25 protein-coding genes are annotated in these 23,978 nt (G+C 51.4%); 9 read left to right on the top strand and 16 right to left on the bottom strand.

All coding sequences use genetic code 11. From position 1 onward, the window contains the following. Window positions 1-132: 132 nt before the first annotated feature. From CAP48_RS06260 to CAP48_RS06250, 3 genes are all read left to right on the top strand, one after another. Window positions 133-555: a carboxymuconolactone decarboxylase family protein gene (locus CAP48_RS06260; RefSeq protein ID WP_192871296.1), complete on the top strand. Its 423-nt coding sequence runs from the start codon at window positions 133-135 to the stop codon at window positions 553-555. Continuing rightward, the gene (locus CAP48_RS06255) at window positions 552-1,466 is read left to right on the top strand and encodes an NAD(P)-dependent oxidoreductase (protein WP_100695148.1); all 915 of its coding nucleotides are present in this window, start codon (window positions 552-554) and stop codon (window positions 1,464-1,466) included. The genes CAP48_RS06260 and CAP48_RS06255 overlap by 4 nt, the downstream gene beginning before the upstream one ends. 110 nt (window positions 1,467-1,576) lie before the next feature. Continuing rightward, on the top strand, window positions 1,577-2,551 hold the full coding sequence (locus tag CAP48_RS06250) for a tripartite tricarboxylate transporter substrate binding protein (protein ID WP_100695147.1): 975 nt from the start codon (window positions 1,577-1,579) through the stop codon (window positions 2,549-2,551). A 69-nt stretch (window positions 2,552-2,620) separates the two neighbouring features. On the opposite strand, the gene CAP48_RS06245 is transcribed toward CAP48_RS06250, so the two are convergent. From CAP48_RS06245 to CAP48_RS06180, 14 genes are all read right to left on the bottom strand, one after another. Further along, window positions 2,621-3,565, bottom strand: coding sequence for a LysR family transcriptional regulator (locus CAP48_RS06245; protein ID WP_100695146.1), 945 nt, complete (start codon window positions 3,563-3,565; stop codon window positions 2,621-2,623). Between the two features lie 18 nt (window positions 3,566-3,583). Further along, window positions 3,584-4,474, bottom strand: coding sequence for a CoA ester lyase (locus CAP48_RS06240; RefSeq protein ID WP_100695145.1), 891 nt, complete (start codon window positions 4,472-4,474; stop codon window positions 3,584-3,586). Beyond that, on the bottom strand, window positions 4,471-5,646 hold the full coding sequence (locus CAP48_RS06235) for a CaiB/BaiF CoA-transferase family protein (protein WP_100695144.1): 1,176 nt from the start codon (window positions 5,644-5,646) through the stop codon (window positions 4,471-4,473). The genes CAP48_RS06240 and CAP48_RS06235 overlap by 4 nt, the downstream gene beginning before the upstream one ends. A 9-nt stretch (window positions 5,647-5,655) precedes the next feature. Then, entirely contained in the window at window positions 5,656-6,771 is a 1,116-nt protein-coding gene (locus CAP48_RS06230; protein ID WP_100695143.1) for a zinc-binding dehydrogenase, read from the bottom strand. Window positions 6,772-6,773: 2 nt separating this feature from the next. After that, window positions 6,774-8,063 (bottom strand): TRAP transporter large permease, encoded by a 1,290-nt coding sequence (locus tag CAP48_RS06225; RefSeq protein WP_100695142.1) that lies wholly within the window; start codon window positions 8,061-8,063, stop codon window positions 6,774-6,776. After that, window positions 8,063-8,593, bottom strand: a complete 531-nt coding sequence (locus CAP48_RS06220; RefSeq protein ID WP_100695141.1) for a TRAP transporter small permease — start codon at window positions 8,591-8,593, stop codon at window positions 8,063-8,065. The genes CAP48_RS06225 and CAP48_RS06220 overlap by 1 nt, the downstream gene beginning before the upstream one ends. Window positions 8,594-8,623: 30 nt before the next feature. Then, a complete protein-coding gene (locus CAP48_RS06215) occupies window positions 8,624-9,652 on the bottom strand; it encodes a TRAP transporter substrate-binding protein (RefSeq protein WP_242444348.1) in 1,029 nt (342 codons plus the stop codon). Between the two features lie 153 nt (window positions 9,653-9,805). Beyond that, window positions 9,806-11,248, bottom strand: coding sequence for an aldehyde dehydrogenase family protein (locus CAP48_RS06210; protein ID WP_100695140.1), 1,443 nt, complete (start codon window positions 11,246-11,248; stop codon window positions 9,806-9,808). Window positions 11,249-11,516: 268 nt separating this feature from the next. Next, on the bottom strand, window positions 11,517-12,314 hold the full coding sequence (locus CAP48_RS06205; RefSeq protein WP_100695139.1) for a transporter substrate-binding domain-containing protein: 798 nt from the start codon (window positions 12,312-12,314) through the stop codon (window positions 11,517-11,519). 44 nt (window positions 12,315-12,358) lie between these two features. Beyond that, on the bottom strand, window positions 12,359-13,087 hold the full coding sequence (locus tag CAP48_RS06200; RefSeq protein ID WP_100695138.1) for an amino acid ABC transporter ATP-binding protein: 729 nt from the start codon (window positions 13,085-13,087) through the stop codon (window positions 12,359-12,361). After that, on the bottom strand, window positions 13,071-13,721 hold the full coding sequence (locus tag CAP48_RS06195; RefSeq protein WP_197707243.1) for an amino acid ABC transporter permease: 651 nt from the start codon (window positions 13,719-13,721) through the stop codon (window positions 13,071-13,073). The genes CAP48_RS06200 and CAP48_RS06195 overlap by 17 nt, the downstream gene beginning before the upstream one ends. Window positions 13,722-13,723: 2 nt before the next feature. Beyond that, window positions 13,724-14,491, bottom strand: a complete 768-nt coding sequence (locus tag CAP48_RS06190; protein WP_100695137.1) for an amino acid ABC transporter permease — start codon at window positions 14,489-14,491, stop codon at window positions 13,724-13,726. 53 nt (window positions 14,492-14,544) lie between these two features. Then, the gene (locus CAP48_RS06185) at window positions 14,545-15,360 is read right to left on the bottom strand and encodes an NAD(P)-dependent oxidoreductase (protein WP_100695136.1); all 816 of its coding nucleotides are present in this window, start codon (window positions 15,358-15,360) and stop codon (window positions 14,545-14,547) included. 329 nt (window positions 15,361-15,689) lie between these two features. Beyond that, window positions 15,690-16,937, bottom strand: coding sequence for an MFS transporter (locus CAP48_RS06180; RefSeq protein WP_100695135.1), 1,248 nt, complete (start codon window positions 16,935-16,937; stop codon window positions 15,690-15,692). Window positions 16,938-17,501: 564 nt separating this feature from the next. On the opposite strand from CAP48_RS06180, the gene CAP48_RS06175 reads away from it, so the two are divergent. Together CAP48_RS06175 and CAP48_RS06170 are read left to right on the top strand one after the other, a co-directional pair. After that, the gene (locus CAP48_RS06175; protein ID WP_100696656.1) at window positions 17,502-17,858 is read left to right on the top strand and encodes a nucleotide pyrophosphohydrolase; all 357 of its coding nucleotides are present in this window, start codon (window positions 17,502-17,504) and stop codon (window positions 17,856-17,858) included. Continuing rightward, entirely contained in the window at window positions 17,827-18,753 is a 927-nt protein-coding gene (locus tag CAP48_RS06170; RefSeq protein ID WP_242444347.1) for an aminoglycoside phosphotransferase family protein, read from the top strand. The genes CAP48_RS06175 and CAP48_RS06170 overlap by 32 nt, the downstream gene beginning before the upstream one ends. A 15-nt stretch (window positions 18,754-18,768) precedes the next feature. Here CAP48_RS06170 and CAP48_RS06165 read toward each other — a convergent pair whose 3' ends face one another. Next, window positions 18,769-18,975 carry a dodecin gene (locus CAP48_RS06165; protein WP_100695133.1) on the bottom strand — a complete coding sequence of 69 codons (207 nt, stop codon included), beginning with the start codon at window positions 18,973-18,975 and terminating at the stop codon, window positions 18,769-18,771. Window positions 18,976-19,134: 159 nt separating this feature from the next. After that, window positions 19,135-20,070: a LysR family transcriptional regulator gene (locus CAP48_RS06160; RefSeq protein WP_100696654.1), complete on the bottom strand. Its 936-nt coding sequence runs from the start codon at window positions 20,068-20,070 to the stop codon at window positions 19,135-19,137. A 158-nt stretch (window positions 20,071-20,228) separates the two neighbouring features. Here CAP48_RS06160 and CAP48_RS06155 point away from each other — a divergent pair, with 158 nt between their 5' ends. The 4 genes from CAP48_RS06155 to CAP48_RS06140 are packed head-to-tail and all read left to right on the top strand — an operon-like array spanning window position 20,229 to window position 23,962. Continuing rightward, window positions 20,229-21,227, top strand: a complete 999-nt coding sequence (locus CAP48_RS06155; protein ID WP_100695132.1) for a tripartite tricarboxylate transporter substrate binding protein — start codon at window positions 20,229-20,231, stop codon at window positions 21,225-21,227. Between the two features lie 28 nt (window positions 21,228-21,255). Continuing rightward, the gene (locus CAP48_RS06150; RefSeq protein WP_100695131.1) at window positions 21,256-22,191 is read left to right on the top strand and encodes a D-isomer specific 2-hydroxyacid dehydrogenase family protein; all 936 of its coding nucleotides are present in this window, start codon (window positions 21,256-21,258) and stop codon (window positions 22,189-22,191) included. A 46-nt stretch (window positions 22,192-22,237) separates the two neighbouring features. Continuing rightward, window positions 22,238-23,044, top strand: coding sequence for an HpcH/HpaI aldolase/citrate lyase family protein (locus CAP48_RS06145; protein WP_100695130.1), 807 nt, complete (start codon window positions 22,238-22,240; stop codon window positions 23,042-23,044). 24 nt (window positions 23,045-23,068) lie between these two features. Then, entirely contained in the window at window positions 23,069-23,962 is an 894-nt protein-coding gene (locus CAP48_RS06140; RefSeq protein WP_100695129.1) for an amidohydrolase, read from the top strand. The last annotated feature ends 16 nt before the right edge of the window (window positions 23,963-23,978 follow it).

Genomic DNA, 23,978 nt, shown 5'->3' with positions numbered 1-23,978 from the left:
TGATGCCGAAAAAAATTATATTTACAAAAAACGACATCTACCATATAGTATTATTGTATGACAATCATACTATATTTTTTCTACGGCTCGATTTCAATCTGGCCGTAGAGCTGACCATCAGGAGAAAATCAAATGACAGAAGACGCAAATAATCCGCTGGATACGTTGTTCAAGCAAGGGCTGGCTACCCGCAGATCAGTGCTCGGTGCCGAATATGTGGATAATTCACTGGCCAGTGCAAACGAATTCATGATGGCCTTCCAGCACATCACAACGGAATGGTGCTGGGGATATGCGTGGAACCGTCCGGGCCTCGAACGCAAGACGCGAAGCATGCTGAATCTGGCGATGCTTACAGCACTCAATCGTCCGGCTGAAATCAAACTTCATATAAAGGGCGCACTCAACAATGGCGTGACCGTTGATGAAATAAAGGAGATCCTGCTACAGGCCACCGTCTATTGCGGTATTCCAGCGGGCCTGGATGCCTTCAAAGTTGCCAATCAGGTACTGCAGGAGGCGGGCCAATTTGATCAGGACGGGGAAAAAAAATGAACCCGGCAGATCAGAAAATTGGATTTATCGGAGTCGGCAGCATGGGCTATCCCATGGCCTCCCGGCTTCAGCAGGCGGGCTACCCATTGCTTGTTATGGATACCAACGCTCAACTGACAGAACCGTTAGCCCGGCTAAGCAGTGTCACGGTTGCGGCAACCGGGTACGAGATGGCCCGGGAATGCAATTTTATTATCACCATGCTTCCCACCAGCGCCATCGTTGAGACAGTCCTCACCGGCGCCAATGGCGTTCTTGCCGCACTCAATCCGAATACTGTCATTATTGATATGAGTTCCGGCATACCCACGCAGACACTGCGCTTGGCCAAATTGACACAGGAAGCCGGAGGAGCGCTCATTGATGCTCCTGTATCGGGAGGCGTGGCGCGCGCACGTACCGGCGAACTGGCCATTATGGCAGGCGGCGCGGATGACATCATTCAGAGGGTACGCCCGATACTGTCTGTGATGGGCAAGACTATCTCGCATACCGGTGATGTTGGCTCTGCCCATGCAATGAAGGCCCTGAACAACCTGGTATCTGCGGGAGGATTCCTTATCGGTGTTGAAGCCCTGCTCATCGGGCAACGATTTGGTCTTGACCCCTCGGTCATGATCGATATTCTGAACGCTTCCACCGGAATGAATAATTCGACGCAGAAGAAATTCAAACAGTTCGTACTCTCACGAAAATTCGATTCTGGATTCGGACTGGATCTGATGATCAAAGATCTGACCATCGCAACCGGGCTGGCGGCAGAATCAGCAACGCCGGCTCCTTTTTCGGCGCTCTGCAGAGAAATGTGGGCATCTGCAGCAGGCTTGCTCGGACCAGGCCAGGATCATACCGCCTTGGCAAAACTATTGGAAAACCTTAGCCAAACCGAACTGGGCGACGGTAAGCCATAACCCTCCGCCGATTTACCTGCATTTCAATATATCAGATAAACCCATCCATTAAAAGGAGAAAGGCATACGCGTTTTTTCAATGCGATACAAACGCTACGCCTTGAAGAGACATGAACAAAATACCAGCTGTAATCATAGCCTCATTATTACTGCCAACAGTGGCCCAAGCAAACGATTATCCTTCAAGACCCATTTCCATGATTGTTCCGTATGCGCCTGGCGGATCCACAGATGCACTTGCACGTGTTATCGCTGACGCCATGGGCAAGGCGCTTGACCAGACCATCGTTGTCGAAAACGTCGGTGGCGGCGGCGGCATCATCGGCCTGCAGAAACTCATGCACGCCAACGCAGATGGTTATACTATTTCATTTGGCAATATGGGCAATTTCGCCATTGCTGGCACTCTCTACCCAAAAGCCAATTATGATCCCCGCCGCGACCTGGAGCCAATCGGCCTTGTCGCCAGCGTACCGATGGTACTATCGGTCAGCCAGAAGAGCGGTATAAAAAACATGAAACAATTATTGGAAAAATCACAAGGTTCTCAAAAGCAGCTTAATTTCGGCAATTCTGGAGCGGGTTCGACGGGCCATATTTCATCTGTGTACTTCAACAGCGTGACCAACGGCAACGTTGAACAAATCTCCTATCGGGGTGCAGGACCGTCCATCGCAGATCTTATGGCCGGCACTCTTGACGCCGTCATTGACCAGACTGTAACCATGATTCCGGCAAGCAAAGGTGGGCGCATCCTGCCCATCGCCATCTCCGGTGACAAGCGGGTCGAACAACTACCCAACGTTCCCACGTTCAAGGAAGCAGGCGTGCCGGCGTTCGACATGAAAGTCTGGAATGCCATCGTTGCCCCAAAAGGAACGCCGTCGGCAGTTATCGATAAGCTTTCGGCGGCACTTGAAGCCTCCTTTAGCAACAACGATGTCATTGCAAAAATGGAGACGTTTGCCGCACCCATTCCTCCAAAAGAGGAGCGTGGCCCCGCAGCGCTTAAGCAGTTGATCAATTCCGAAGTTGAGCGATTTGCAAAACTGATCAGGGATAACAATATCCACGTTAACGAGTAAAAAAACCGGCACCGCTGCAGATAAAGCAGTCAGGTGCCGACCATTGTTCCCAAAGCGATCAAGCGACGCTCAACTGTTCAACGTAGCATACTTCCACCAGCCTTTATTAATCTCGGTCAACAGCAAATTACGCAAAATTCCCTCGACTCTGCGGCTGGCCCTGCTCAGTGGCCTTTTACTTGCATAGGCAATTGATACCCGACGCTCAATAACCGGATCGACAATACGAGCGATGAAAAAATCGTTGATATCCCCATGCATCTTCAATGCAGCCAATGACAACACGGCGCAGTCGGCGGTGTCTTTTACCCATTCGGCCAGCAACTCATGGGCATCCAGTTCCGTTCGGATATAGAGCTTGACGCCAACAAGTCGGGCCTGCTCTTCTACGATGCGTCTGAGTCCGTGTTCTTTGCCTGGCAGCACAAGCGGCAGATTATGCAAATGAGCAAACGGAATGTCACCCTCTGCGGTACATTTCGATTGAAGGCTCGCGTTTCCGAACGAAGACACAAGAAACAAATGTTCGCGCATAAGAAAGTCAAAATCCAGCCCGCTCTCTTGGGGAATGCCGTGCACCAGGCCGAAGTCAACGTCCCCATCTTCAATCCACTTTGCCAGATGGCCAGACAGGCCAGACACGAGCTTGAGCCGAATATTGGGACACTCAAGCTGTACCTGCCTCACCAGCGGCAGACTCAGTACAGTACTCAGAGAGCCGGGTATACCGACAACCACCTTGCCAACTTCCGATGATGTTTTAGCGCGCAGACTGATTTTCGCGGCATCCAGCGCATCCAGCGCTGTTCTTGCATAGCTCAGAAACAGCTCCCCTTCTGGGGTAAGAACGGTCCCGCTCTGTCGTCGCTCCAGTAACTGAGCCTGCAATTCCTCTTCAAGAAGCTTGATCTGCGTACTAACAGAGGGCTGCGATATATGCAGAACAGCCGACGCCTTTTGTATAGATCGCTGCTCTGCAACGGCGACGAAATAGGCAAGCTGACGCAGATTCATGAGAGGGGAAATTTCCGGTTACGGGCAGTCGGCTCTATTATACATATGTACCTTATCCATGATGTTTTTTGCCTGAAGAAGTACTGGCAGATCAACCATACGCCCGTTTACCGTGAAAGCGCCCTTGCCCAGACTGGCATGCTTTTCATATTCTTCCATAATAATTCGGGCATGAGAGATTTCATTGGCGTCCGGCATGAATGTTTCATTGACAATGTCAACCTGCTTCGGATGAATACAAAAGGATGCTTCAAACCCCATCGACCGCGCCTGCCGGATTTTAGTTCGAAACACTTCTTCGTCATTGAAGTCAGCAATTGAGCCGACAAAGCCAATGGGCAAAATTCCTGCCTTGCGGCAAGCAATGACGGCCAGCATATTCGGAACATACAGCGCGTCCGAGCAAACATCCGACTGCAGCGACACTGCGAGGTCTTCGGCGCCAACAATCAGTGCGCAGACCCTGGCGTCAGCGGCGGCAATATCATTAATGTTTGACAGACCCAGGGCGTCTTCGATCATCGTAATCAATCTGATCGCGCCCTGTTCCAACCCCCTTTCCTGTTCGAGTTCGCCTATGACTTCGGAAATTGATTGCACATATCCGGCGTCCGGGACTTTGGGCAGACAGATTGCTTTCACGTTTTTGTTAACCGAGTGCTCCAGATCCCGGACAGCATGCCGCCAGCCGCGATTGATCCGAACCACAACATCAAAGCCGGCATTGGCAAATTTCTCTGAAATGTTATGCACATTGGCTCGTGCCTGCGCCTTGTCAGTCAGGGGGATACTGTCCTCCAGATCAATCTGCAGAGCATCGGCTCGCTGCTTTGTGGCACTCTGCACAAAGCGGTCGCTGGTTGCCGGCACAAAGAGCAAAGATCGCCACCGAATCTGTTTATCGTTCATAGCATATTCTCCAATCCGAATTGCTTAATTATTTCCTTGGTATGCTGACCTAGAGACGGCGCTGCTCGAAAAAAGTGGCCTGGGGTCCGGTTCAAGCGCGGCACTATATTATGTGTCGTAATGCTACCCAGGTCATCGTCTTGCAGTTGAACCATCACTTCACGCCTCTGGATATAATGGCTGTCAACCAGGTCGGCAACCGAGCACACCGGTCCGACTGTGACGCCCGCGGCCTCAAACAGCGCCAGATTCTCCTGCTGAGTTTTCTGCTTTATAAAGTCACCAATAATCAAATCCAGCTCATCTCTGTGTTCAACCCGCGCGTCATTATCATGAAACCGTTTGTCCACCTTCAGTTCCGGGCGACCGATAGTGTCCAGGATTCTCAGCGCCATCGATTGCATTGAGCCGGACATCGCCACGAATTTTCCATCGCTGCATTCATACACATTGCGCGGCGCCGTATGTGACGACTGGTTTCCAGAACGCATGGTCGGCACACCTGACAACTGATACTTAAGCGCCTCGGAGGAAATAAAAGAAAAAATAGGCTCGAACAGCGACAAATCGATAACCTGCCCGATGCCTTCTTTTTCCGCTGCCCTCAGCGCAGTCAACACGCCTGCGGCCCCATATACGCCAGCAATCATGTCTGCCAAGGCCAGTGGCGGCAGGGTCGGAGGCTTATCAGCGTGACCGTTCAAATAGGAAAACCCCGACATCGCTTCTACCAGCGTTCCGAAACCGGGCTTGTGGCTAAACGGGCCGGTCTGGCCCCAACCGGACACGCGGACAATGACCAATTTCGGATTTGCCTCGAGTAACACTTGCGGTCCAAGACCCATTTTCTCCAGGCCGCCAGGAACAAAATTTTCAACCAGAATATCCGCGTGTGAGGCCAATTTCTTCAACGCCTGCCTGCCCGGCTCCGACTTAAGATCCAGAATCATGGAGCGTTTGTTGCGCCCGTAGATTTTCCAGTAAATCGGTTCATCCGATTCCTTCCAGCTTCTCAAATCATCCCCTTTGCCGTCCTTTTCTATTTTTATGACGTCTGCGCCAAAATCTGCAAGGAATAAGGTGAGCATGTTGCCGGCAACCAATCTTGACAAATCCAGAACCCGTACGCCGTCAAGGGGGCCCTTTTCACTTTCATTGAATTGATGAATCATCCCGGTCCTTCAAGAGAATGTAATAACAGGTTTAATTTCCTGATAGCCCTTCATTCTTTCCATTGCGGTATTGACAGCGTCCAGGGTATAGCGGCCTGTAATCATGCGCTCAAATGGAAAATTATGCATATGACGATCCATGAATTGCAGCGCCAGGGAGTAGCTGCGCGCGTCGCCCGAGAAAGAGCCGATGACGTTGATATTTTTCTTGACGATCATGGACGGTTGAAATTGCGTTTTGCCTTCTCCCAACTGACCAACAACAAGATATCGCGCCCCCTTGCGGCACAGCATCAGCCCTTCTGAGAAAGCCGCCGGCACACCCGTAAACTCCATCACAATGTCGGCCCCTCGCCCTTGCGTATGCATGAGAACGGTATCAAGCCTTTCCTGATCTGTGGTACCTTCAACGGGAATACAGACATCGGCGCCGAACTCCCGGGCCAGCTCTAGACGTGCAGCGGGCGAACCGATTACGATCACCACCTTGGCGCCACGTACCTTTGCGTTGGCAGCGGCCAGCAATCCCAATGGGCCGGCGCCCTGTATCACAACTGTCTGATATGGCTCAATCTGCCCCACCTGCGAGAAGGCATTCATGACCGATCGCAATGCGCAGCTTGACAAGCTGGCCAGCTCACTAGACACATTATCAGGCACTTTTAGACGTCCTGCTTCCGGCATGATATACCCATACTCGGAAAAGCCGCCAAGCAGATACGGCGCTTTTGCCATCGTCTCGTACATATAGGCTTTTCGATTAATACACAAAGTAGGAGACCGAGCAGTTGTACAGAAGAAGCAACTACCGCAAGATGTATGCGTGTATACGACACGATCACCGGGCTTCAATGCATTGCCTACCGAATCCTGGCGAGCGCCATCGCCAAAGGCGACCATGGTGCCGACCATCTCATGGCCGATAATGACCGGCAAATCCACTTTCAGCGACAGCGACCCCTGCCACAAATGAACATCTGTACCACATATCGAACAGGCATCCATTTTCACCAGAGCGCTACCGGGCTCAAGGGTGGTCGGCACAGGCACATCTTCAATATTAAGCGGCGTCTTGAAAGCTCTTAATACAGCGGCGCGGGAATACTCAGGTATCACGTATGACATAATCAGCTCACCTTAAAATAATTGGGCCACATGGTCAGTTGGGGAATAAAAGTAATCAGCATAAGCATCAGCAATGTTCCCCCCAGAAACCACCAGGTATATCGCATCATTGCGGACAGCCTGGCATTGTTCGTTCTTGCTGCTACGTACAGATTTGCAGCCAATGGCGGCGTAAGCAGGCCAATTTCAATATTGGTAACGAGTATGATTCCGAAATGCACAGGGTCAACACCAAACCGGATAGCCGCAGGCGCCAGCAAAGGGCCCATCAGCAAAGTGGCAGCATTTGTCTCCATAAACATCCCGACCAGGATAAGCGCGATATTGACGACAAGCAGAAACAGGAATGGGTTGCCGGTGAATGTCGTCGTGAAATCTGCGATACTTTGCGGTATTTGTTCAAGCACCATGGCTCGGTTAAATACGCTGGTAAATGCAATGATGACAAGAATGGCTGCCGTGGCAAGAACCGCTTTTTCAAATATTCTGCGCATGTCTCCTTTGCCTGCTTTACGCGATATCACCGTAACAACCATGGCATAGACGCCTGCAACTGCTGCGGCTTCTGTTGGCGTAAATATGCCTGAATAGATTCCGCCCAGCACCAGTACGGGGAGTAACAGGGCCGGCACGGCATGAACAATGGTCTGAACGGGCTTTCGACCGATACCTATATCTGTCAGCGTATCTTCTGCCCTCGTTTCCTGTCCGTCCTTTAATACCCGCCGGGACAAAGCCAAATGAATGATGCAGAACACGACAATGGTCAGCAGGCCCGGCATCAGGGACGCCATAAAAAGCTTGGTAATGGAAACGCCCACAATCGATCCGTATAAAATCAATGGGATAGAAGGTGGAATCAGAACGCCGAGCAAACCGGCAGCGGCATTCAGAGCAGCAATATATCCGACGGGATATCCACGCTTGCGCATTTCGCTGCCCACCGTACTGCCGATAGCGGCTACTGTCGCCACTGATGATCCGGTGATAGCCCCCATCAGCGCACTGGCAAAAATCATGATATGACCAAGCGGCGCTCTGACTTTGTTTAAAAAAATATCACATACTGATATGAGTTGGGCTACAAGCCCACCTCTATTCATCAGTTCTCCTACCAGTAGAAATAGGGGAATGGCAAGCAAAGGAAATGAGTTGACCGTATCATAGGGCAATGCCGCCAGTGTGAACGGGTCGATATTCCATGACTCCGCATTGACCATGGCGATCAGCGCGAATGCAATGCCAATAGGCGTACCGACAACAAGCAGTAGCAGAAGAATAGAGACAATCATCACTCCACTCCCGCAGTTGCGAGTTCGGGCAAGGCACTGAATGTCGCAGCCCGCGTTAATTGACATAAGGCGTGGATCAACATCAATAGCATGCCAAAAAAGTAGCAAAAAATGGGAATAGCAACTGGCGTACCCAAATCAATCATTGTTTCTCCCGACGATATTGCGTCATCCAGTAACATCCACGCGAGCCAGGTGTATATCCCGGAGAACAACAGTAACAACAAGGACACAAGAAGATGTGCACACTTTCTGAGCATCACTGAGCGAGACTGATTCACGAAATCGACCGCGATGTGCTGCCCAAGCCTGGTACACATTGCCGCTCCCACAAAAGTCAATGGCGACATGGCGACCAGCGCCCATTCGGAAACGTTTGGCAGCGGCAGGTTGAAGTACCTTACGCAAACGCTTAGAAATATCGTCAGGAGCATGACCATCAGGCCTAAAGAACATAAGAATTTCTCAACTGTATATAGCCTGCATTCAATCCATGCCATACCCACGGCCAGTCTGCTTCCCTGTTGCATAGCATCTCCTCGTGTTCCTTGCTTGTTGCTTCACTTTTTTGCCAGCGCCTGCACTTCCGCCCGAAGTGCCTTGATGCGCTTTTCACCATAAACCGGCGTCAGCTTCTCCCATACTTTTTCTCCTAGCGCTTTAAACTGAGCCAGCGCCTGCGGTGTGAGCTTGTGTATTTTGACGCCACCGGCTGCGATTTTTTCCATGTATTCCGCATTCATCTGCCGATTTTTCATGATTTCTTCAGCCGATACCTTTGCTGCTGTTTCCCGGAAGAGTTCCTTTTGCGAATCGTCAAGTCTGTTCCAGACACGCTGGCTGGAGACAATCGCTCCCATTGCATAGACGTGATTGAGTTCAGTCATGAACTTCTGCGCTTCGAACAAACGTGAATTATGCGTAATGCTTGCACCGTTGTCCTGACCATCTACCGTTCCCTGTTGCAGTGCTGTAAATAGCTCCGGGAACGGCATGGTCACTGCCTGCGCACCAGCTTCGTCAAAGAATCCACGAATTCCGGCCGAGCCTGGCACCCGTACTTTCAGGCCCTTGAGATCTGCAACAGTCTCGACCGGATGCTTTGAATTGGTCAACGCACGGAATTCAAGCTCGAAAAAACCCAGCGACTCCATTTTGTGTTTCTTCAACGTTTCTCTTAACGTCCGCTGGATAATGCCGTCAGGGTTATAAAAGATCTTGTCGGCCTGCGTAAAGTCGGCCACGATATAGGGAAGGTAATGAATATCGAGCAAAGGATCCAGCCCCGAGAGAGAGCCGGGATTGACAAAGGCGATATCCAGGGACCCTCGAGATATATCGCGGGCAATCGCTTCGTCTCCGCCAAGCTGGCTGTTGGGAAACACCGAGATTTCTATTTCACCACTGGTCTTTTCTTTAATGATATTGGCAAACTGCTTACTGGATTCATCGACCGGACTGCCAATGGCGAAAACGTGAGCAAGCCGTAGTTTAATAGGCGCTGCATTCACCGACTGCTCCGCCAAGAGCGTCAGGGCGAAACCGGCCACCAGTAGCATGATGGCGCTACGCTTGGATAGCTTGTGCATTTTTGTCTCCTAATTAGATTTTTCACATGCGCATATATTTCTGTATATGCATAAACAGATACAGAAAATTATTATTCTCAGCCAAACGTCCGGACAGCTTGTTTCCTGTCTCTTACCGAATCAAATGCGACATGTCTCGCAACGTCAATCAGGTCAGTGCTTAATGACGACTGTTTTTGATACCGTATATTCCTTAAGTGCTTCAAATCCCTTTTCGCGCCCATGACCGCTTTTCTTGAATCCACCAAATGGCAGTTCGATTCCGCCCCCGGCCCCATAGGCATTCAGATACACCTGACCGACGCGTAGTTTTTTGGCCATTCTGATCTGGCGCGCCCCGCTTTCAGTCCACACGCCTGCGATCAGACCAAACTGTGTTCCGTTTGCAATCGCGATGGCATCGTCTTCATCATCAAATGGAATCGCGGCCAATACCGGTCCGAAGACTTCGTCCTGAGCCAACTCATTTGCGGGATCAACGGGTCCCAGTAGCGCGGGGGTGACGTAAAAACCGGATGCCACCGCGGTAGCATCCAGGCTGCCTTCGGCGATCAATTCGATACCATTTTGTTTCGCTCTTTCCAGAAAGCCTTTTACGCGCTCACACTGGACATGACTGATTACCGGACCGCAGTCCAGATCCGACTCATGAGAGCCCACCTTGATTGCCCTGAAACGCTTTGCCAGTGCATCCACAAATTCTTCGAATATTGATCGTTGCACAAGCACACGACTGCCCGCAGAGCAAGTCTGCCCGGTATTTTGAATAATCGCAGCAATGATTACTCGAATGGCCTCATCAACATTGGCGTCGTCAAATACAATCTGCGGCGATTTTCCACCCAACTCCAGGACACACGGCACGTGATTCTCTGCCGCCGCCTTCTGAATGAGCGTGCCGACCTCAGGTGAGCCCGTGAACGACATAAAGTCGATGCCGTTGTGTGCAGACAGTGCAGCTCCGGCCTCTTCACCCAAACCGGTAACGAGATTGATGACGCCGGGCGGAACACCGACTTCGTGAGCAAGTTCAGTCAGCCTGATGATGCTCATACACGCCTCCTCGGCAGGCTTCAATACTGTTGTGTTACCTGCCGCCAATGCACACGCAATTGTTCGCCCATACATCTGTGCCGGATAATTCCACGGAATGATGTGTCCGGCCACTCCCCGTGGTTCACGAAGAATCATCACTTGATAACCGTTCAAAAACGGTATGGTCTCACCATGAATTTTGTCTGCCGCCCCGCCATAATATTCGAAGTATCGCGCTGTCGCTGCGATGTCGTTGCGAGCCAGAGTCATGGGTTTGCCAGTATCCTGCGCTTCGATCGAGGCCAATTGTTCGAGGTTTTCCAGTATTTTTACGCCAAGCCGGGACAACAATCTACCTCGGTCCACTGCAGTCATTTGCCCCCATACACCCTCGAATGCGCTTCTTGCAGCCAATACCGCCTTATCGATATCAGCCTTGTCGCCCCGCGATATTTCCCCGATTTTTTTTCCATTGCTGGGTGCCAGCATATCAATCTGCTTCCCGTTCTCTGACTCTATCCAGACGCCGTTGATGTATATGGATTTCGTGGCTTGCGGCATGTTGTCTCCTGTAATATCGATGCGCCTGACGCGCAAAAACTGATAATCAGGAAAGAGTAGACCGGATTATGGTAAGACAATCAAATATTAAATTCTGATGCGTGTATAGGCAGGCACTATATCGGTAAAACCCCTCATCCACGAAAGACGTCATCGATCAGCCTAGTCTCACCAGTACTGTTCTGCGGATAAGATGAATACGCAGCATGATTTTTATGCCGCATAAAAAAAGAGCCCATTGGCTCCTTTTCATATTCCCTATCAGATATCAAGACTGTTGATTGACCACTTGCGATGAAAGCTCATTGCTGTGATATTTTTTATAAATATCATTAAGCTTGCCGTTCTTCAGGTTCTCAAGAATCCACTTATCCAGCCATGCCTTGAGTTCGGGATTGTTTTTCGGCATGGCGATGCCCAGCATGAATTCATGCTGGACGAATTTGCTCTCAAAGGGATTGCTGGTCTGCTTTTTGTTTATTTCCGCAACGATAGGCCACTGGGAAGAGACCGCCTGAACCTGCCCGGATACACCGGCGGTCACCAGTGTGGCGTCATCTTCGAAACGACGAATATTGGCATCCTTCGCATTCTTGGTCACATCGGCGTCATTGACCGTGGCACGCGTCACGCCCAGGCGCAGGCCCTTGAGGTCTGCATAGCTCTTGATCGGCACATCCTTTGGCGCAGCAACAATGGTCTGCAGCGAAGCATACGGGACCGTGAAATCCACCACTTTGGCGCGCTCAGGCGTAATCGACAGGCTCGATACGGTCAAGTCTGCCTTGCCGGTCTGAATGCTGGGAACCCGCGCCGCGTTGGTAATTTGCACCAGATCCAGTTTGACACCGAGATCCTGGGCCAGCAGTTTGGCCGTGTCCACATCCGAACCTTCGGGTTCCATACTGGCATTGGCATAGCTGAACATGGGCACACCCATTGCAATGGCCACACGTATCGTGCCATTTTTCTTGATGGTATCCAGGGCATCGGCATGGCTTGCCGCACAAACACCCATCAGGCCCAGACCGAGACCAAGTGTTTTCATTGTCTGTATTAATTTCATTTGTCGTCCTACCTTTTATAAATATAGTGAACTGCGATGAACTGCTATAACCCGGTGCCGATAAACTGCTGCAGCTCACGAGTTTGTGGATTGGTCAGGATTTCCGGGCCGCCGGTTTCCCATACCATGCCCTGATACATATAAATCACCTTGTCGGCAATTCGGCGAGCGAAAGACATTTCGTGTGTGACCAGCACCATGGTCATTCCGCCTTTGGCCAGATCTTCGATCACCCGGAGCACTTCACCGGTCAATTGCGGATCCAGTGCGGAGGTCACTTCGTCAAACAGCATTACTTTGGGTTCCATGGCCAGCGACCGGGCAATCGCTACCCGTTGCTGCTGCCCGCCCGACAGCTGTTCCGGATAGCTTTCTGCCTTTTCGGCCAGGCCCACTTTTTCAAGTACGTACTGCGCCTTGCGGCTACACTCCTCACGCGATAGTTTGCGCACATGCTTTAACGCAAGCATGATGTTTTGCTGGACTGTCAGGTGCGGAAACAGGTTGTAGCTCTGAAACACGATGCCAACATCCTTGCGCAATTGGCGCAGGTTGACCGTACCCGTACCAAGTTCATGCCCGCAGACCGAGATGGAACCGCTGTTGATGGTCTCCAGATGATCCATGCAGCGCAGCGCCGTACTTTTGCCCGAACCGCTCTGCCCGATGATCGCCACCACCTGGCCTCGTTCTATTTCAAACGACACGCCCCTGAGCACCTCGTTCTCTCCGAACTTCTTGTGCACATCCCGCACATTAACGATTGCCGACATTCAGTTTTCTCTCCATGGCCCTGCTCCATAGCGACAATGGATAACAGAGCACGAAATAAAAGGCACCCACCAGCACGAAAACCAGAAATGGCTGGAACAGCGAGTTATTGATAATCTGGCCGGCGCGAGTCAGTTCCACGAAGCCGACAACCGATGCGAGTGAGGTCAATTTGATGACCTGCACCAAATAGCCCACCGAAGGTGGCAATGACATACGCAATGCCTGTGGAATGATCACCAGGAGCAGCGATTGCCAGCGCGACAGGCCCAGGCACTCCGACGCCTCCCATTGCGTTTTCTCTATGGCCTGCACGCTGCCACGCCAAATCTCACCCAGGAATGCGCTCACATGTATCATCAGTGCGATGGCCGATGCCACCAGTGGCGCGACGTTGATGCCGAAAATACCGACTCCGAAATAGACAATAAAGAGCAGGACCAGCAAGGGAATGCCCTGAATAATCTGGATATATGCAGATGTGATCACCCGAACCGGTTTGTGAACCGAGACGCGTGCCAGCATGACTGCGAACCCTGCCACAGAACCAAGTGCAAAGGAAATAAGTGACAACACCAGCGTCCAGCCCACGCCCTTGAACAGATACATCAATTGCACAGAAGAAAATGAGTCCATGGTTACCCTCTGATCGTAACGGCGGGCAATTTGCGCGACACAGCTTTTCGCTTGCTGGCGGCCGCATTGCCCATGGAGGCCGAGCGGCGCTGCGCCTGGGCAATGATACGCTTGCGCCGAAACAGCAGTTGCTCGGCCAGCCAGAAAAGCAGTCGCAGCACGACTGCCAGCAGCAAGTAAAGGGCAGCAACCACGATGTAGGACTCCAGCGAGAGAAACGTTTCCGACTGCACATTATTGGCCACCGCAGTAAGCTCTTCGGTGGATATCTGTGAGGTAATGGACGACATCAGCATCATCAGAATGAACTGACTCGTAATGGCCGGATACACTTTCTCAAAGGCCGGAAGCATAATGACGTGCCAGTAGATGCGAGGCCGGGACAGCCCAAGACACTCGGCGGCCTCAATCTGCCCCTTGGGAATGGCGTCCATGCCGGCGCGGATGATCTCCGAAGAATAGGCGCCCACATTGATGACCATGGCAATGACCGCAGCCACCGCCGCCGGCATCTGCAGCCCGATGCTGGACAACCCGAAATAGAAAATGAATATTTGCACCAGAAACGGTGTATTGCGAATCGTCTCAACATAGATAGCGCAAACACGGTTTACCCAGCGGTACCGGCTACGACTGCCGATCGAGCAAAAAATACCGATAGCCAGACCAAATACCGTCGAGGCCAAAGTCAGCTCAAGCGTCAGCAATGCCCCATCAAGAAACGTATGCCAGTAAGGTAGCAGACCCGCGAAATTAAAATCATACTGCACTTATATCTCCCATCCACGCTGGCCGGTTTTATATAGTCCTGCAGTCATTGGTTTTACTCGAACGGCCCCTGGGCGGTGAACGCGCCTCCCTGGTAGACGGCCACGGGATCATCGGCGGCAGGCATGGGTTGACGCTCAACCTGCTCGCGGAATATTTCCGATGTGTCCTGCGCCACGAAGTTAAGCCTGGCCGCAAGGTGATTGTCCCACCACACTTGCTTGTTATCGGACATCCCATACACAATCGTATGCCCCACTCCCTCTGTGACGAGAGCGCAACGGATGAGTTCTGTCAAATCGCGGGAACTAATCCATGTGTGCATCATGCGCCGGTCTTTCGCAACCGGAAAGCAGGATCCTATACGGATACTGACCGTTTCAATGCCATAACGATCGAAATAGAAACTGGCCATTTCTTCGCCATAGGCTTTGGATAAACCGTAATAGCCATCGGGGCGGCGCGGTACACCGGCATCAATGACTTCATCCTGCCGGTAAAAGCCAATGGCGTGATTCGAACTGGCGAAAATCACCCTTTTGACACCATGGCATCGAGCACCTTCATAGATATGAAACACGCCCTTGATATTTGCCTCAAGAATTTCCTCAAAAGAACGCTCAACCGATACCCCACCCATATGCACGATGGCATCGCAACCCGCCACCAACTGCTCTACCGATGCCTTGTCAGCCAGATTGCAAAGAACGAGTTCTTCACCCGTTTCCGCCTGGGATTTGTCATCAGGAGCAATGATGTCCGACAGCCTTATGGTGTCCGCAAAGGGCTTCAGGGTTTGGCGCAGCACGGTACCCAGTCCGCCGGCAGCACCGGTTAATAGTAGGCGTTTAAAGGATTTTGTCTCTTGCACGAATATTCCAACTGAAATACAACATTAATTTATGAGTCTTATTGTTGTATGTTATCTGATGTCTTTAAATTGTGGTTTACCCTAAAATGATCACAAAAGTGTTTCAGGCGCTCGCCTGCCCGGCCGCGCTATTTGGCGACACGCCTCCATGATTTTTGAGCGCCCAGCAGTAAGAGCTTATCGATAGCACCAAGGAAGCAACGTGCTTGCTTCGGGCGCAACGGCTTATTACATGTCGATGGTGACTGCTCCTTGACATCCTGGCCGGATCAATACGCCCAAGACTGACGGCCCTGCTCGAACAAAGAAGACTCGTTCCGGGCTCGGCTTTACGCCCCCTGAAAATGTCGTTTGGTCCTGGCCAACAACAGGATTGAAGCGACGGTAGGCAATAACAATGCCAGAAAGCCGTAACCGAAACCGCCTGCCGCCTGGGATATCAGGCCGATGGCCGGCGGCCCCAACACAACGCCCAGATATGTCACAGCCAGCGTACCGCCTGTTACCGAGCCCGATTTGCCTTCGGGTGCACGACGCGCAACCTCTGCCAGATACACGCCATTCCAGCCAATGGCAGTGGCACCGAAAACGATAAAGATAAGTATGGTCCACCATTGACCTGAACCGGCGTCAATATAAAACACGCCAATAGCAGACAACAACATACCCGCAGCCAGCAGCAGCAACATGCTCCAGGTGGACAGGAGATTGTCGGCCAGATAGCCCCATAATATGCGCCCAATCACCCCTGCGGCCTGGGAGACCGACAGATAAACGCCAGCCAGAACCAGCGACATACCAACTTCGTTATGCAGAAAGGTAATGCCATATGTCATTAACGTGAGCTGGCAGACCGAAAAGCAAAAAGAACAGATGGCCAGTGTCCGCAATACCGGAATGCGATAAATCATTCTGAGGGCACCGAAGAACTCCTCTTTGAAAGATTTTGTGATTCCGGTGGCGTCAGGTTCCCAGGAGCGCGGGGTAAAAAGCGACACCGCCGCGCAAGCGAACAGCACCGCGCAGACTACACCCATGGCACTGCGCCAGCCGACCATCTCCTCCAGGCTAGGCATGATCATAGCAGCCAGCACACCACCCAGCGGCACGCCAGTTTGCTTGATGGAAAAAATCAAACTCAGCCGGTGCATGGGTGTATTTTTAATCAGTATCTGAGAACTACACGGGGTAACCGGACCATACCCCAAGCCGATGAAGATACCGGCCAATGCGAGCGTCCACACCGAAGGCGCCACCAGAAACAATGTCAGGCCGATGGCGGACGACAATAGGCACAAGGCGCTAAGCCGGATCGGCCCCACCGTAGTCAGCATCGCGCCCGCACTCAGGCTACTTAACATCGCGGACAGGTAGGCCACTGCAATATAAAAACCGATGTAACCAGCAGGCACGTCCAACTGGGCTGAAAGCACCGGAGCCATCACCGGAGGCACTAGCAATACCATGGTCGCCAGAGCCTGGATGGTCAAAGTCAAAATTAGTACCATCCAGCCTGCCCGACTATCCTGCTTGCTTCTGACCAGGTCAGGCTGAGTATTCGTATTCGTGTTTGTCATTACCCTCTTGTCTGAAAAAATTGTTATAGCTGACCAAGTCACTGCCAATTGAAAACAAAAGGGATAGTGTAACTGTCTTGCCCGTAACTAGCGCAGCCGCTATGTCTGGCTACGCTTACCCGACATGATTTTCACCAGTTTTTGTGTCTCTGTGCCCGAAGCAAGAATTCACCCGGCCTATTGTATACAACATTCAAAAATTGCTAATTCAATACGAAATGATCGATGAACAATTTATTCTTAAACACCGGTTACCCGATCGACGCGTCACAACTCATAGCGGTCCACCAGCAGGACAGATCGCTGGCCTAAACCTTTAACTCTTGGTTCCCAAGGCTGACCCGGGCCAGATCCAGGCCGAGTTTGCTTTGGGGCCAGGTTTTGTGGCCGACGGGATCGGGACCACGTTTGCCTTCGTTGCGCGCAACCGAACACGCTTATGCAGTCTGGCACAATCAAAGGCATAATACTCAAGCCGTTTATGTTGAAAAATGGCTGCCGTTGCTGCATGCTGAGAAAAGCGTTAAAGAACGCCGCGTCTATACCGAAGATATCAAGGATATTATGAAACCAACCCTAGACTCCATTCAGACAGATCTTGAAGCCTTTGCTAAAGCCAGAGATTGGGATCAATACCACTCGCCCAAGAATATCGCCATGGCGCTTTCGGTAGAAGCGGCCGAATTGGTGGAGATTTTTCAATGGAAGACCGAGGCCGAATCGGCCAAACTGAATGAAGCAGACCAACGCGCGGCGCGGCACGAAATTGCAGATGTATTGCTATATCTGCTCACTATCAGCAGGGTGCTCAATATCGACATATTGCAAGCCGCCCAGGAGAAATTACAACTGAATGCCCAGAAGTATCCGGTGGGAAAAAGCAAAGGCAATGCGAAAAAATATGACCAGCTCGATGACTGATGGCAAACAGGGGCTCGGCTCTGCAGGTCAAGAGCCGCACGCGCCCACCCGCGCGCAGGCCACGTCTGACCCGCCGATAGACGTCTTTGTGCCGTGGATGAGAAAATGGGGTTTGCGTCAGGACGGCGCTCCCATTGCCACCCAGGCCAACTGGCTGCTACCGGTCAAAATAGACAATATCGCGGCAATGCTCAAGGTGACTGGCGATGAGCACGAAATACGAGGCGCCGGGGTATTGGAATGGTGGCAGGGCCATGGCGCAGCCAGGATTTTTTTCCGTAGCACCAATGCACTGGTGATGGAACGAGCCCAGGGCGAGCGATCTCTGATGCATATGGCATTACACGGCAGCGATGACCAGGCGAGCCAGATTGCCTGTCAGACGGTGGCTCAGTTGCATGCCAATACGCTGCGCGCATCGGATCGACCCGAGTTGATCCCATTGCATTTGTGGTTCGATGATTTGACCGAAGCCGCCGGGAATAACCCGATTTTGCGACGGTGTTGCTCTCAGGCGCAGCGGCTGCTGGCCGAACCTCAGGATATTGTGGTGCTGCACGGAGACATTCACCACGACAACATTCTGGACTTTGACGCCCGTGGCTGGCTAGCCATCGATCCCAAAGGCTTAATCGGCGAACGAGGCTTTGACTACGCCAATCTGATCGTCAATCCGGATTTACCAACGGCAGAGGACCCGATTCGCTTCACTCGCCAGGTTCAAGTCGTATCGCAGGCGGCCGACCTGAATCATCGCCGTTTATTATGTTGGATCTTGGCATTCGCCGGGCTGTCTGCGGTCTGGTTCACTCAGGACGCAAACGATGCGCAAGCGCAACAGAACCTGAACGTGGCGCGCCTGGCGATCCAGGCCCTTTCACTGAACCTGGATTAACTGTGCGCCGCTTGTTCACTCCAGCGTAAAGCCAGCCTTAATACTGACCTGCCAGTGTGCCACTTTGCCGTCGACAACGTGTCCGCGCGTCTCTGTGACTGAAAACCACTGAATATTCCTGACTGTCTCGTTGGCTTTGGCCAGTGCGTTATTCACTGCATCTTCGATGCTGGTTTTTGATGAACCCGTCAACTCAATATGCTTATAGACATGATCGCTCATGGCGCTGCTCCCTGTAGGGTGAATAGGCATTTACCATGTTACGGCGATTGGAAAAGATATGCAATTATTGAATCGTATATTTCATGAATGCATGCACGATGCAATTTAAGACAGGCGTTCAATATGAATAGCGCATCCAGCGCCGATTGATTTTTCATACTAGTCTGCGGTAAAAGCAGTTCCATATGTCTGCAACAATCTCTCCTGACTTTCGTAAATTGTCTTTTTTAACTCAACGACAAACTCGTTCGCCACCAGCGAACGGGGTGCACCGGCAGCTCTAATCAACAATGTTTTAAGACCAATGTATGGCCGTAACGGCCTTGCAACCAATCCCGGAAAAGTAAGCGAGGTCAGCAGATAGGGCTCTACAAGTGCAATACCCGCGCCATAATAGGACATCATGATTCCTGTTAACGACAAACTGACCTGAACGCTGACGACGGGAGCCACCCCTGCATCAGCCAGGGCGCGATCAACATAACCTCTTAACACCGCCTGAGGCAAATAGGTGATTATCGGATAGGGTGTCAGATCCTTTAAATCGATTTCTTCATATTTTGCCAGAGGATGTGTCTCCGGTAGTACGCAAGCAATAGCAGAATGCACCACCACTTCAGCCTCCACCGCTTTGCTCAAAGATTCATAATTGTAGGCAAGACCAAGTTCCGCCTCGCCTATCGCAACGCGTTCGGCCACTTGCGGCGAAGTCAGGGACTGAAGCGCCACCTGGACTGATGGCCTTGACTGAAGAAAGTTTGCCACGGCTTTTGTCAAATAGCCGTTAGCGATAGGAAAGGCTGCGGCAAGCGACAAATTGCCTAACCTGCCTCCTGCCAAATCCTGGACCTGCCGATCAACGGCATCGAGTCGGCCGAATACCGCCGCGACATCTGGAAACAGTGCACGCGCTTCTGCTGTAGGAATCAACCGGCCGCCCGTTCGCTCGAATAGCTGAATTTTCATCCGTGATTCCGCCTGCTTGAGCATCTCGCTGACTGCCGGCTGCGAGACATGCAATGATCGCGCAGCTGCGGTGATCGAACCTGTTCTCATTATGGCGTGAAACACCTCAAGATGACGAAAATTAATCATTGCGATGGTCCGGTAGGTAACGGCAGCCATAAGTATAGGTTATGAACCACCCATAAAAAACGATTTGCTACCTATTGCCCCCCCCGGTCATAATTCGCTCAACAATAATAACCTGGCGATTCATATGAATCTCTTCAACAGAATACAATGGAGCAAAAATGAAAACTTCTACCCTGGCACGCTTGTTGAGTGCGGTGATCGTTTGTGGCCTGGTGGCGCTGGGGATCGGTACGGCAAGTGTCGGGGCCGCCGTCACCGACTATCCCGACAGGCCGGTAAAGATTGTCGTTGGATATGGGCCAGGCGGAACCGGCGACCTGACAATACGGATCATCGCGCAAAAATTATCTCAATCATTGGGCCAGGCTTTTGTCGTTGAAAACCGGCCCGGCGCCGGCGGCATAGTAGCGTCACAAATGGCACAAAAAACCAAGCCTGATGGCTATACATTAAATTTTATTGCTGCCGGCAATTTCGCGATGACGCCCTCCCTTTTTAAGTCTCTCCCTTTTGATCCTATCGAAGATTTCGACATGGTCTCATTGATCGGCACATTCGGATTTGCATTGATCGTCAACGGCAAATCTGAGATGCATACACTCCAGAGTCTGGTCAAGCAAGCGAAATCGAAACAAAAAGACTTTTTTATTGCCACTGTTTCTGTAGGCAGCGCTCAATACCTTTCAGCACAAATGTTCAAATCGATGGCCGGATTGGATATCAATATCGTGCCGTACAAATCTTCCGCAGACGTTATTCGCGCTGTGCGAGCCGGTGATGTTGATGCCGCTTTCGAAACAATTGCCCCTCTTATTCCCCACGTCTCGTCCGGCGATATTCGAGCTATCGCAGTTACAGAGAAAAGTCGTTTTTCAGGACTACCTGATGTTCCCACCATAAGCGAAAGTGGTCTGTCGGATTATGCCGTCTCCGCATGGAATGGATTGGCCGCCCCCCGGGGAACACCGCCTGAAATCATTGCCAAGCTCAATTCCGCAATTCATCAGGCAGTACAAGCCAGCGACACGCAACAACAATTTCAACTCTTGGGCGTAACTGCAAAAGCCAATACACCCGGACAAATGACTCAATTACTTCGCTCAGACACAGACTGGTGGAAGCACGTCATTGAGGCCGCAGGTATTCCTAAACAGTAATAATTATTTACCATAAGTGTGACCAAACATGAAAAAAATCTACATATTAGATGCGTTTCACGAAGCAGGTATCAAGCTGGCAAAACAGCATGCAGACGTTGTCTGCTGGCCTGACCCGGAAATTGTCAATTGGCCGGAAAACGCTGATGGCGTCATGGTCAGAATGACCCCCGTCACCGAAGCCGATCTGACCAGAGCGAAAAATGTAAAAATCATTTGCAAACAAGGCGTCGGTGTAGACACCATCGATCTGGAAGCGGCAAAACGACACAATATACCAGTATGCAGAACTCCTGGCGTCAATAGCGAAGCAGTGGCCGAGCTGGCGTTTTCTTTGGCGCTTAGCGTTACGCGCCGTATTGCACGGTTTGATCGCATGTTGCGTGCCGGAGAAAAAATCGTTCGCCCCGATCATTTGGGCATACAGATGGAAGGAAAAACTGTCGGTCTGATAGGCATGGGCAATATCAGCACGCGCGTAGCAAAAAAATGGATCGGTGCGTTTGGAGCCCAGATCGTCACATATGACCCTTATGCGCCGGAAAACGCCTGGAGTGACATTCCTCATATCCGCTGCCACACACTGGAACAAGTGCTGGCACAGGCGCATGTCCTTTCGCTCCATCTTCCCCTGACGCCGGAAAGTCGCCATTTGATCGGACACGGTCAGCTCAAGGCAATGAAAGCAGATGCCGTAATTGTAAACACCTCGCGAGGCGGAATTATCGACGAAAAGGCTTTATTTGAGGTCATGGACGGCGGACATCTCTTTGGGGCCGGACTGGATGTGTTCGAACAGGAGCCTCCGCCCTCTGATCATCCTCTTCTCTCTCTTCCCAATGTAGTTGCAACACCACATGCGGCCGGCGGCACCCGGGAAACACAGGAAAGAAGTTCATTGCTGGTTGCACAGCAGGTCATAGATGTCTTGAATGGGCAGCCGCCCGTCAACCAGGTCAACTGACGCCGCCAAGAAACAGACATCTCCATTCACGCAATAGGAAAAACAAATGAACACGCAAGCCCACGATATTCTGAAAAACAATGTTCGTGAAAAACTGGCAAAAAACGAGCTCGTCTCTTCAATGACTGTGCGCCTGGTCCGCGGAATCGAAATTGCTCAAATTGCTAAAACGGCAGGGTTCGACTCTATATATATCGATATGGAGCACAGTAGTCTCTCCGTAGATACTACTGGACAAATCTGTATGGCAGCACTCAGTATCGGCATCGCTCCGTTCGTCCGTGTACCGGCAAAAAGTCCGGAATGGATTTCTCGTGTGCTCGATGCCGGTGCGCTAGGCATTATTGCACCTCACATTACATCCGCGCACGAAGCACAGAAGATCGTTTCCTATGCAAAATTCCAGCCAGAGGGGGATCGCTCTGCGGCTGGCGGGCTTCCGCATTTGGAGTACCGAGCCATTCCAGCAGCCCAGGCTTATCCAGTCTTGAACAAAGCAACAATGGTTATCGTTCAATTTGAAACGGCTTGTTCAGTGGACAAAGCAGATGAAATAGTGGCTGTCGACGGTGTCGACATGGTATTGATCGGGACCAACGATCTGACGGCCGATATGGGTATTCCAGGTCAATACGATCACCCTTTGGTCGAAAAAGCATTTTCAACCACCATCGCGGCATGTAAGAAAGCAGGAAAGCATTGTGGCGTCGGAGGGCTGTCGTCCAGACCTGACCTGGTAGAGAAATTTGTGAAAATGGGCGCCAGATATGTCTCCACCGGAACTGATATCGCATTTTTGCTGTCAGCGTGTACTACTAAGGCAAAACAGGTCTCCGATATTCAATATACGTGATGGACTGCGAAAAGCGAGGTAATCATGCGACAAGACAATAGCAGCACGATAGAGTTTGTCATGCCAGAAAACGCATGCGACTGTCATACGCATATTTTTGAAAGGCACGATTTGTACCCGCTCTCACCACAGCGGACTTACACACCGGCATTTGCTCCGTTGAGCGGGTTGTTATCACATTTGAACGATTGCCAACTAGGTAGGGTTGTTCTGGTGCAGCCGTCACCGTACGGATCAGACAATTCTTGTCTGTTGGACGCTTTAAACCAAATACCGCAAATAGGAAGAGGCGTTGCGGTAATCGACCGGTACACAACAGACTCACAATTGAGGGCAATGCATGAAGGAGGGATCAGAGGCGCTCGCGTCAATCTGCAGACTCACGGAATCAGTGATCCCTTATACGCGGAAAACGAGTTGCAATGGATAGCCGACCGAATCGCTGCATTCGGGTGGCATATACAAATATTTACCAATCTGCAGGTATTGGATCACTTGTACAAAACCATCCTTTCGCTTCCTACCGACGTCGTTGTCGATCATTTTTCTCAGGCAAGCGCCTCCCTGGGAAATGAGCAAGTAGGATTCCCGCGACTGCTAGATCTGATGGCGCTTGGAAAAGTTTGGGTAAAAATGTCCGCAGCTCAGCGCATTTCTACTCTTACCGACTGCGCCGACGTCGAACCGATAGCTCGCTCACTGATAGAAGCCAATCCTGAACGCGTCATTTGGGGAAGCGACTGGCCGCATCCCGGTGCACAAGCTGGTCAGCCCCGCAGCAAAGCGCGCATTGAGCCATTCAACGATGTGGATGACATTCAAGCGCTCAATCGCATCGCGATCTGGACTGATTTTGACGACCATCTACAAAAAATACTCGTGGATAACCCGAGAAAACTCTACGGTTTCAATTCTTGAAATCGAGATTATGTCC

Origin of the sequence: Advenella sp. S44 (assembly GCF_002810445.1) — a bacterium.
Classification (GTDB): domain Bacteria; phylum Pseudomonadota; class Gammaproteobacteria; order Burkholderiales; family Burkholderiaceae_B; genus Advenella.
Note: the sequence above shows the minus strand (reverse complement) of the source record. Positions and strands in the feature narration are given on the sequence as shown.

Coding starts and splice junctions, on each gene's coding strand:
- CAP48_RS06260 (WP_192871296.1), top strand. CDS start 133: ATGACAGAAGACGCAAATAATCCGCTGGATACGTTGTTCAAGCAAGGG.
- CAP48_RS06255 (WP_100695148.1), top strand. CDS start 552: ATGAACCCGGCAGATCAGAAAATTGGATTTATCGGAGTCGGCAGCATG.
- CAP48_RS06250 (WP_100695147.1), top strand. CDS start 1,577: ATGAACAAAATACCAGCTGTAATCATAGCCTCATTATTACTGCCAACA.
- CAP48_RS06245 (WP_100695146.1), bottom strand. CDS start 3,565: ATGAATCTGCGTCAGCTTGCCTATTTCGTCGCCGTTGCAGAGCAGCGA.
- CAP48_RS06240 (WP_100695145.1), bottom strand. CDS start 4,474: ATGAACGATAAACAGATTCGGTGGCGATCTTTGCTCTTTGTGCCGGCA.
- CAP48_RS06235 (WP_100695144.1), bottom strand. CDS start 5,646: ATGATTCATCAATTCAATGAAAGTGAAAAGGGCCCCCTTGACGGCGTA.
- CAP48_RS06230 (WP_100695143.1), bottom strand. CDS start 6,771: ATGTCATACGTGATACCTGAGTATTCCCGCGCCGCTGTATTAAGAGCT.
- CAP48_RS06225 (WP_100695142.1), bottom strand. CDS start 8,063: ATGATTGTCTCTATTCTTCTGCTACTGCTTGTTGTCGGTACGCCTATT.
- CAP48_RS06220 (WP_100695141.1), bottom strand. CDS start 8,593: ATGCAACAGGGAAGCAGACTGGCCGTGGGTATGGCATGGATTGAATGC.
- CAP48_RS06215 (WP_242444348.1), bottom strand. CDS start 9,652: ATGCACAAGCTATCCAAGCGTAGCGCCATCATGCTACTGGTGGCCGGT.
- CAP48_RS06210 (WP_100695140.1), bottom strand. CDS start 11,248: ATGCCGCAAGCCACGAAATCCATATACATCAACGGCGTCTGGATAGAG.
- CAP48_RS06205 (WP_100695139.1), bottom strand. CDS start 12,314: ATGAAATTAATACAGACAATGAAAACACTTGGTCTCGGTCTGGGCCTG.
- CAP48_RS06200 (WP_100695138.1), bottom strand. CDS start 13,087: ATGTCGGCAATCGTTAATGTGCGGGATGTGCACAAGAAGTTCGGAGAG.
- CAP48_RS06195 (WP_197707243.1), bottom strand. CDS start 13,721: ATGGACTCATTTTCTTCTGTGCAATTGATGTATCTGTTCAAGGGCGTG.
- CAP48_RS06180 (WP_100695135.1), bottom strand. CDS start 16,937: ATGACAAACACGAATACGAATACTCAGCCTGACCTGGTCAGAAGCAAG.
- CAP48_RS06175 (WP_100696656.1), top strand. CDS start 17,502: ATGAAACCAACCCTAGACTCCATTCAGACAGATCTTGAAGCCTTTGCT.
- CAP48_RS06170 (WP_242444347.1), top strand. CDS start 17,827: ATGCGAAAAAATATGACCAGCTCGATGACTGATGGCAAACAGGGGCTC.
- CAP48_RS06165 (WP_100695133.1), bottom strand. CDS start 18,975: ATGAGCGATCATGTCTATAAGCATATTGAGTTGACGGGTTCATCAAAA.
- CAP48_RS06160 (WP_100696654.1), bottom strand. CDS start 20,070: ATGATTAATTTTCGTCATCTTGAGGTGTTTCACGCCATAATGAGAACA.
- CAP48_RS06155 (WP_100695132.1), top strand. CDS start 20,229: ATGAAAACTTCTACCCTGGCACGCTTGTTGAGTGCGGTGATCGTTTGT.
- CAP48_RS06150 (WP_100695131.1), top strand. CDS start 21,256: ATGAAAAAAATCTACATATTAGATGCGTTTCACGAAGCAGGTATCAAG.
- CAP48_RS06145 (WP_100695130.1), top strand. CDS start 22,238: ATGAACACGCAAGCCCACGATATTCTGAAAAACAATGTTCGTGAAAAA.
- CAP48_RS06140 (WP_100695129.1), top strand. CDS start 23,069: ATGCGACAAGACAATAGCAGCACGATAGAGTTTGTCATGCCAGAAAAC.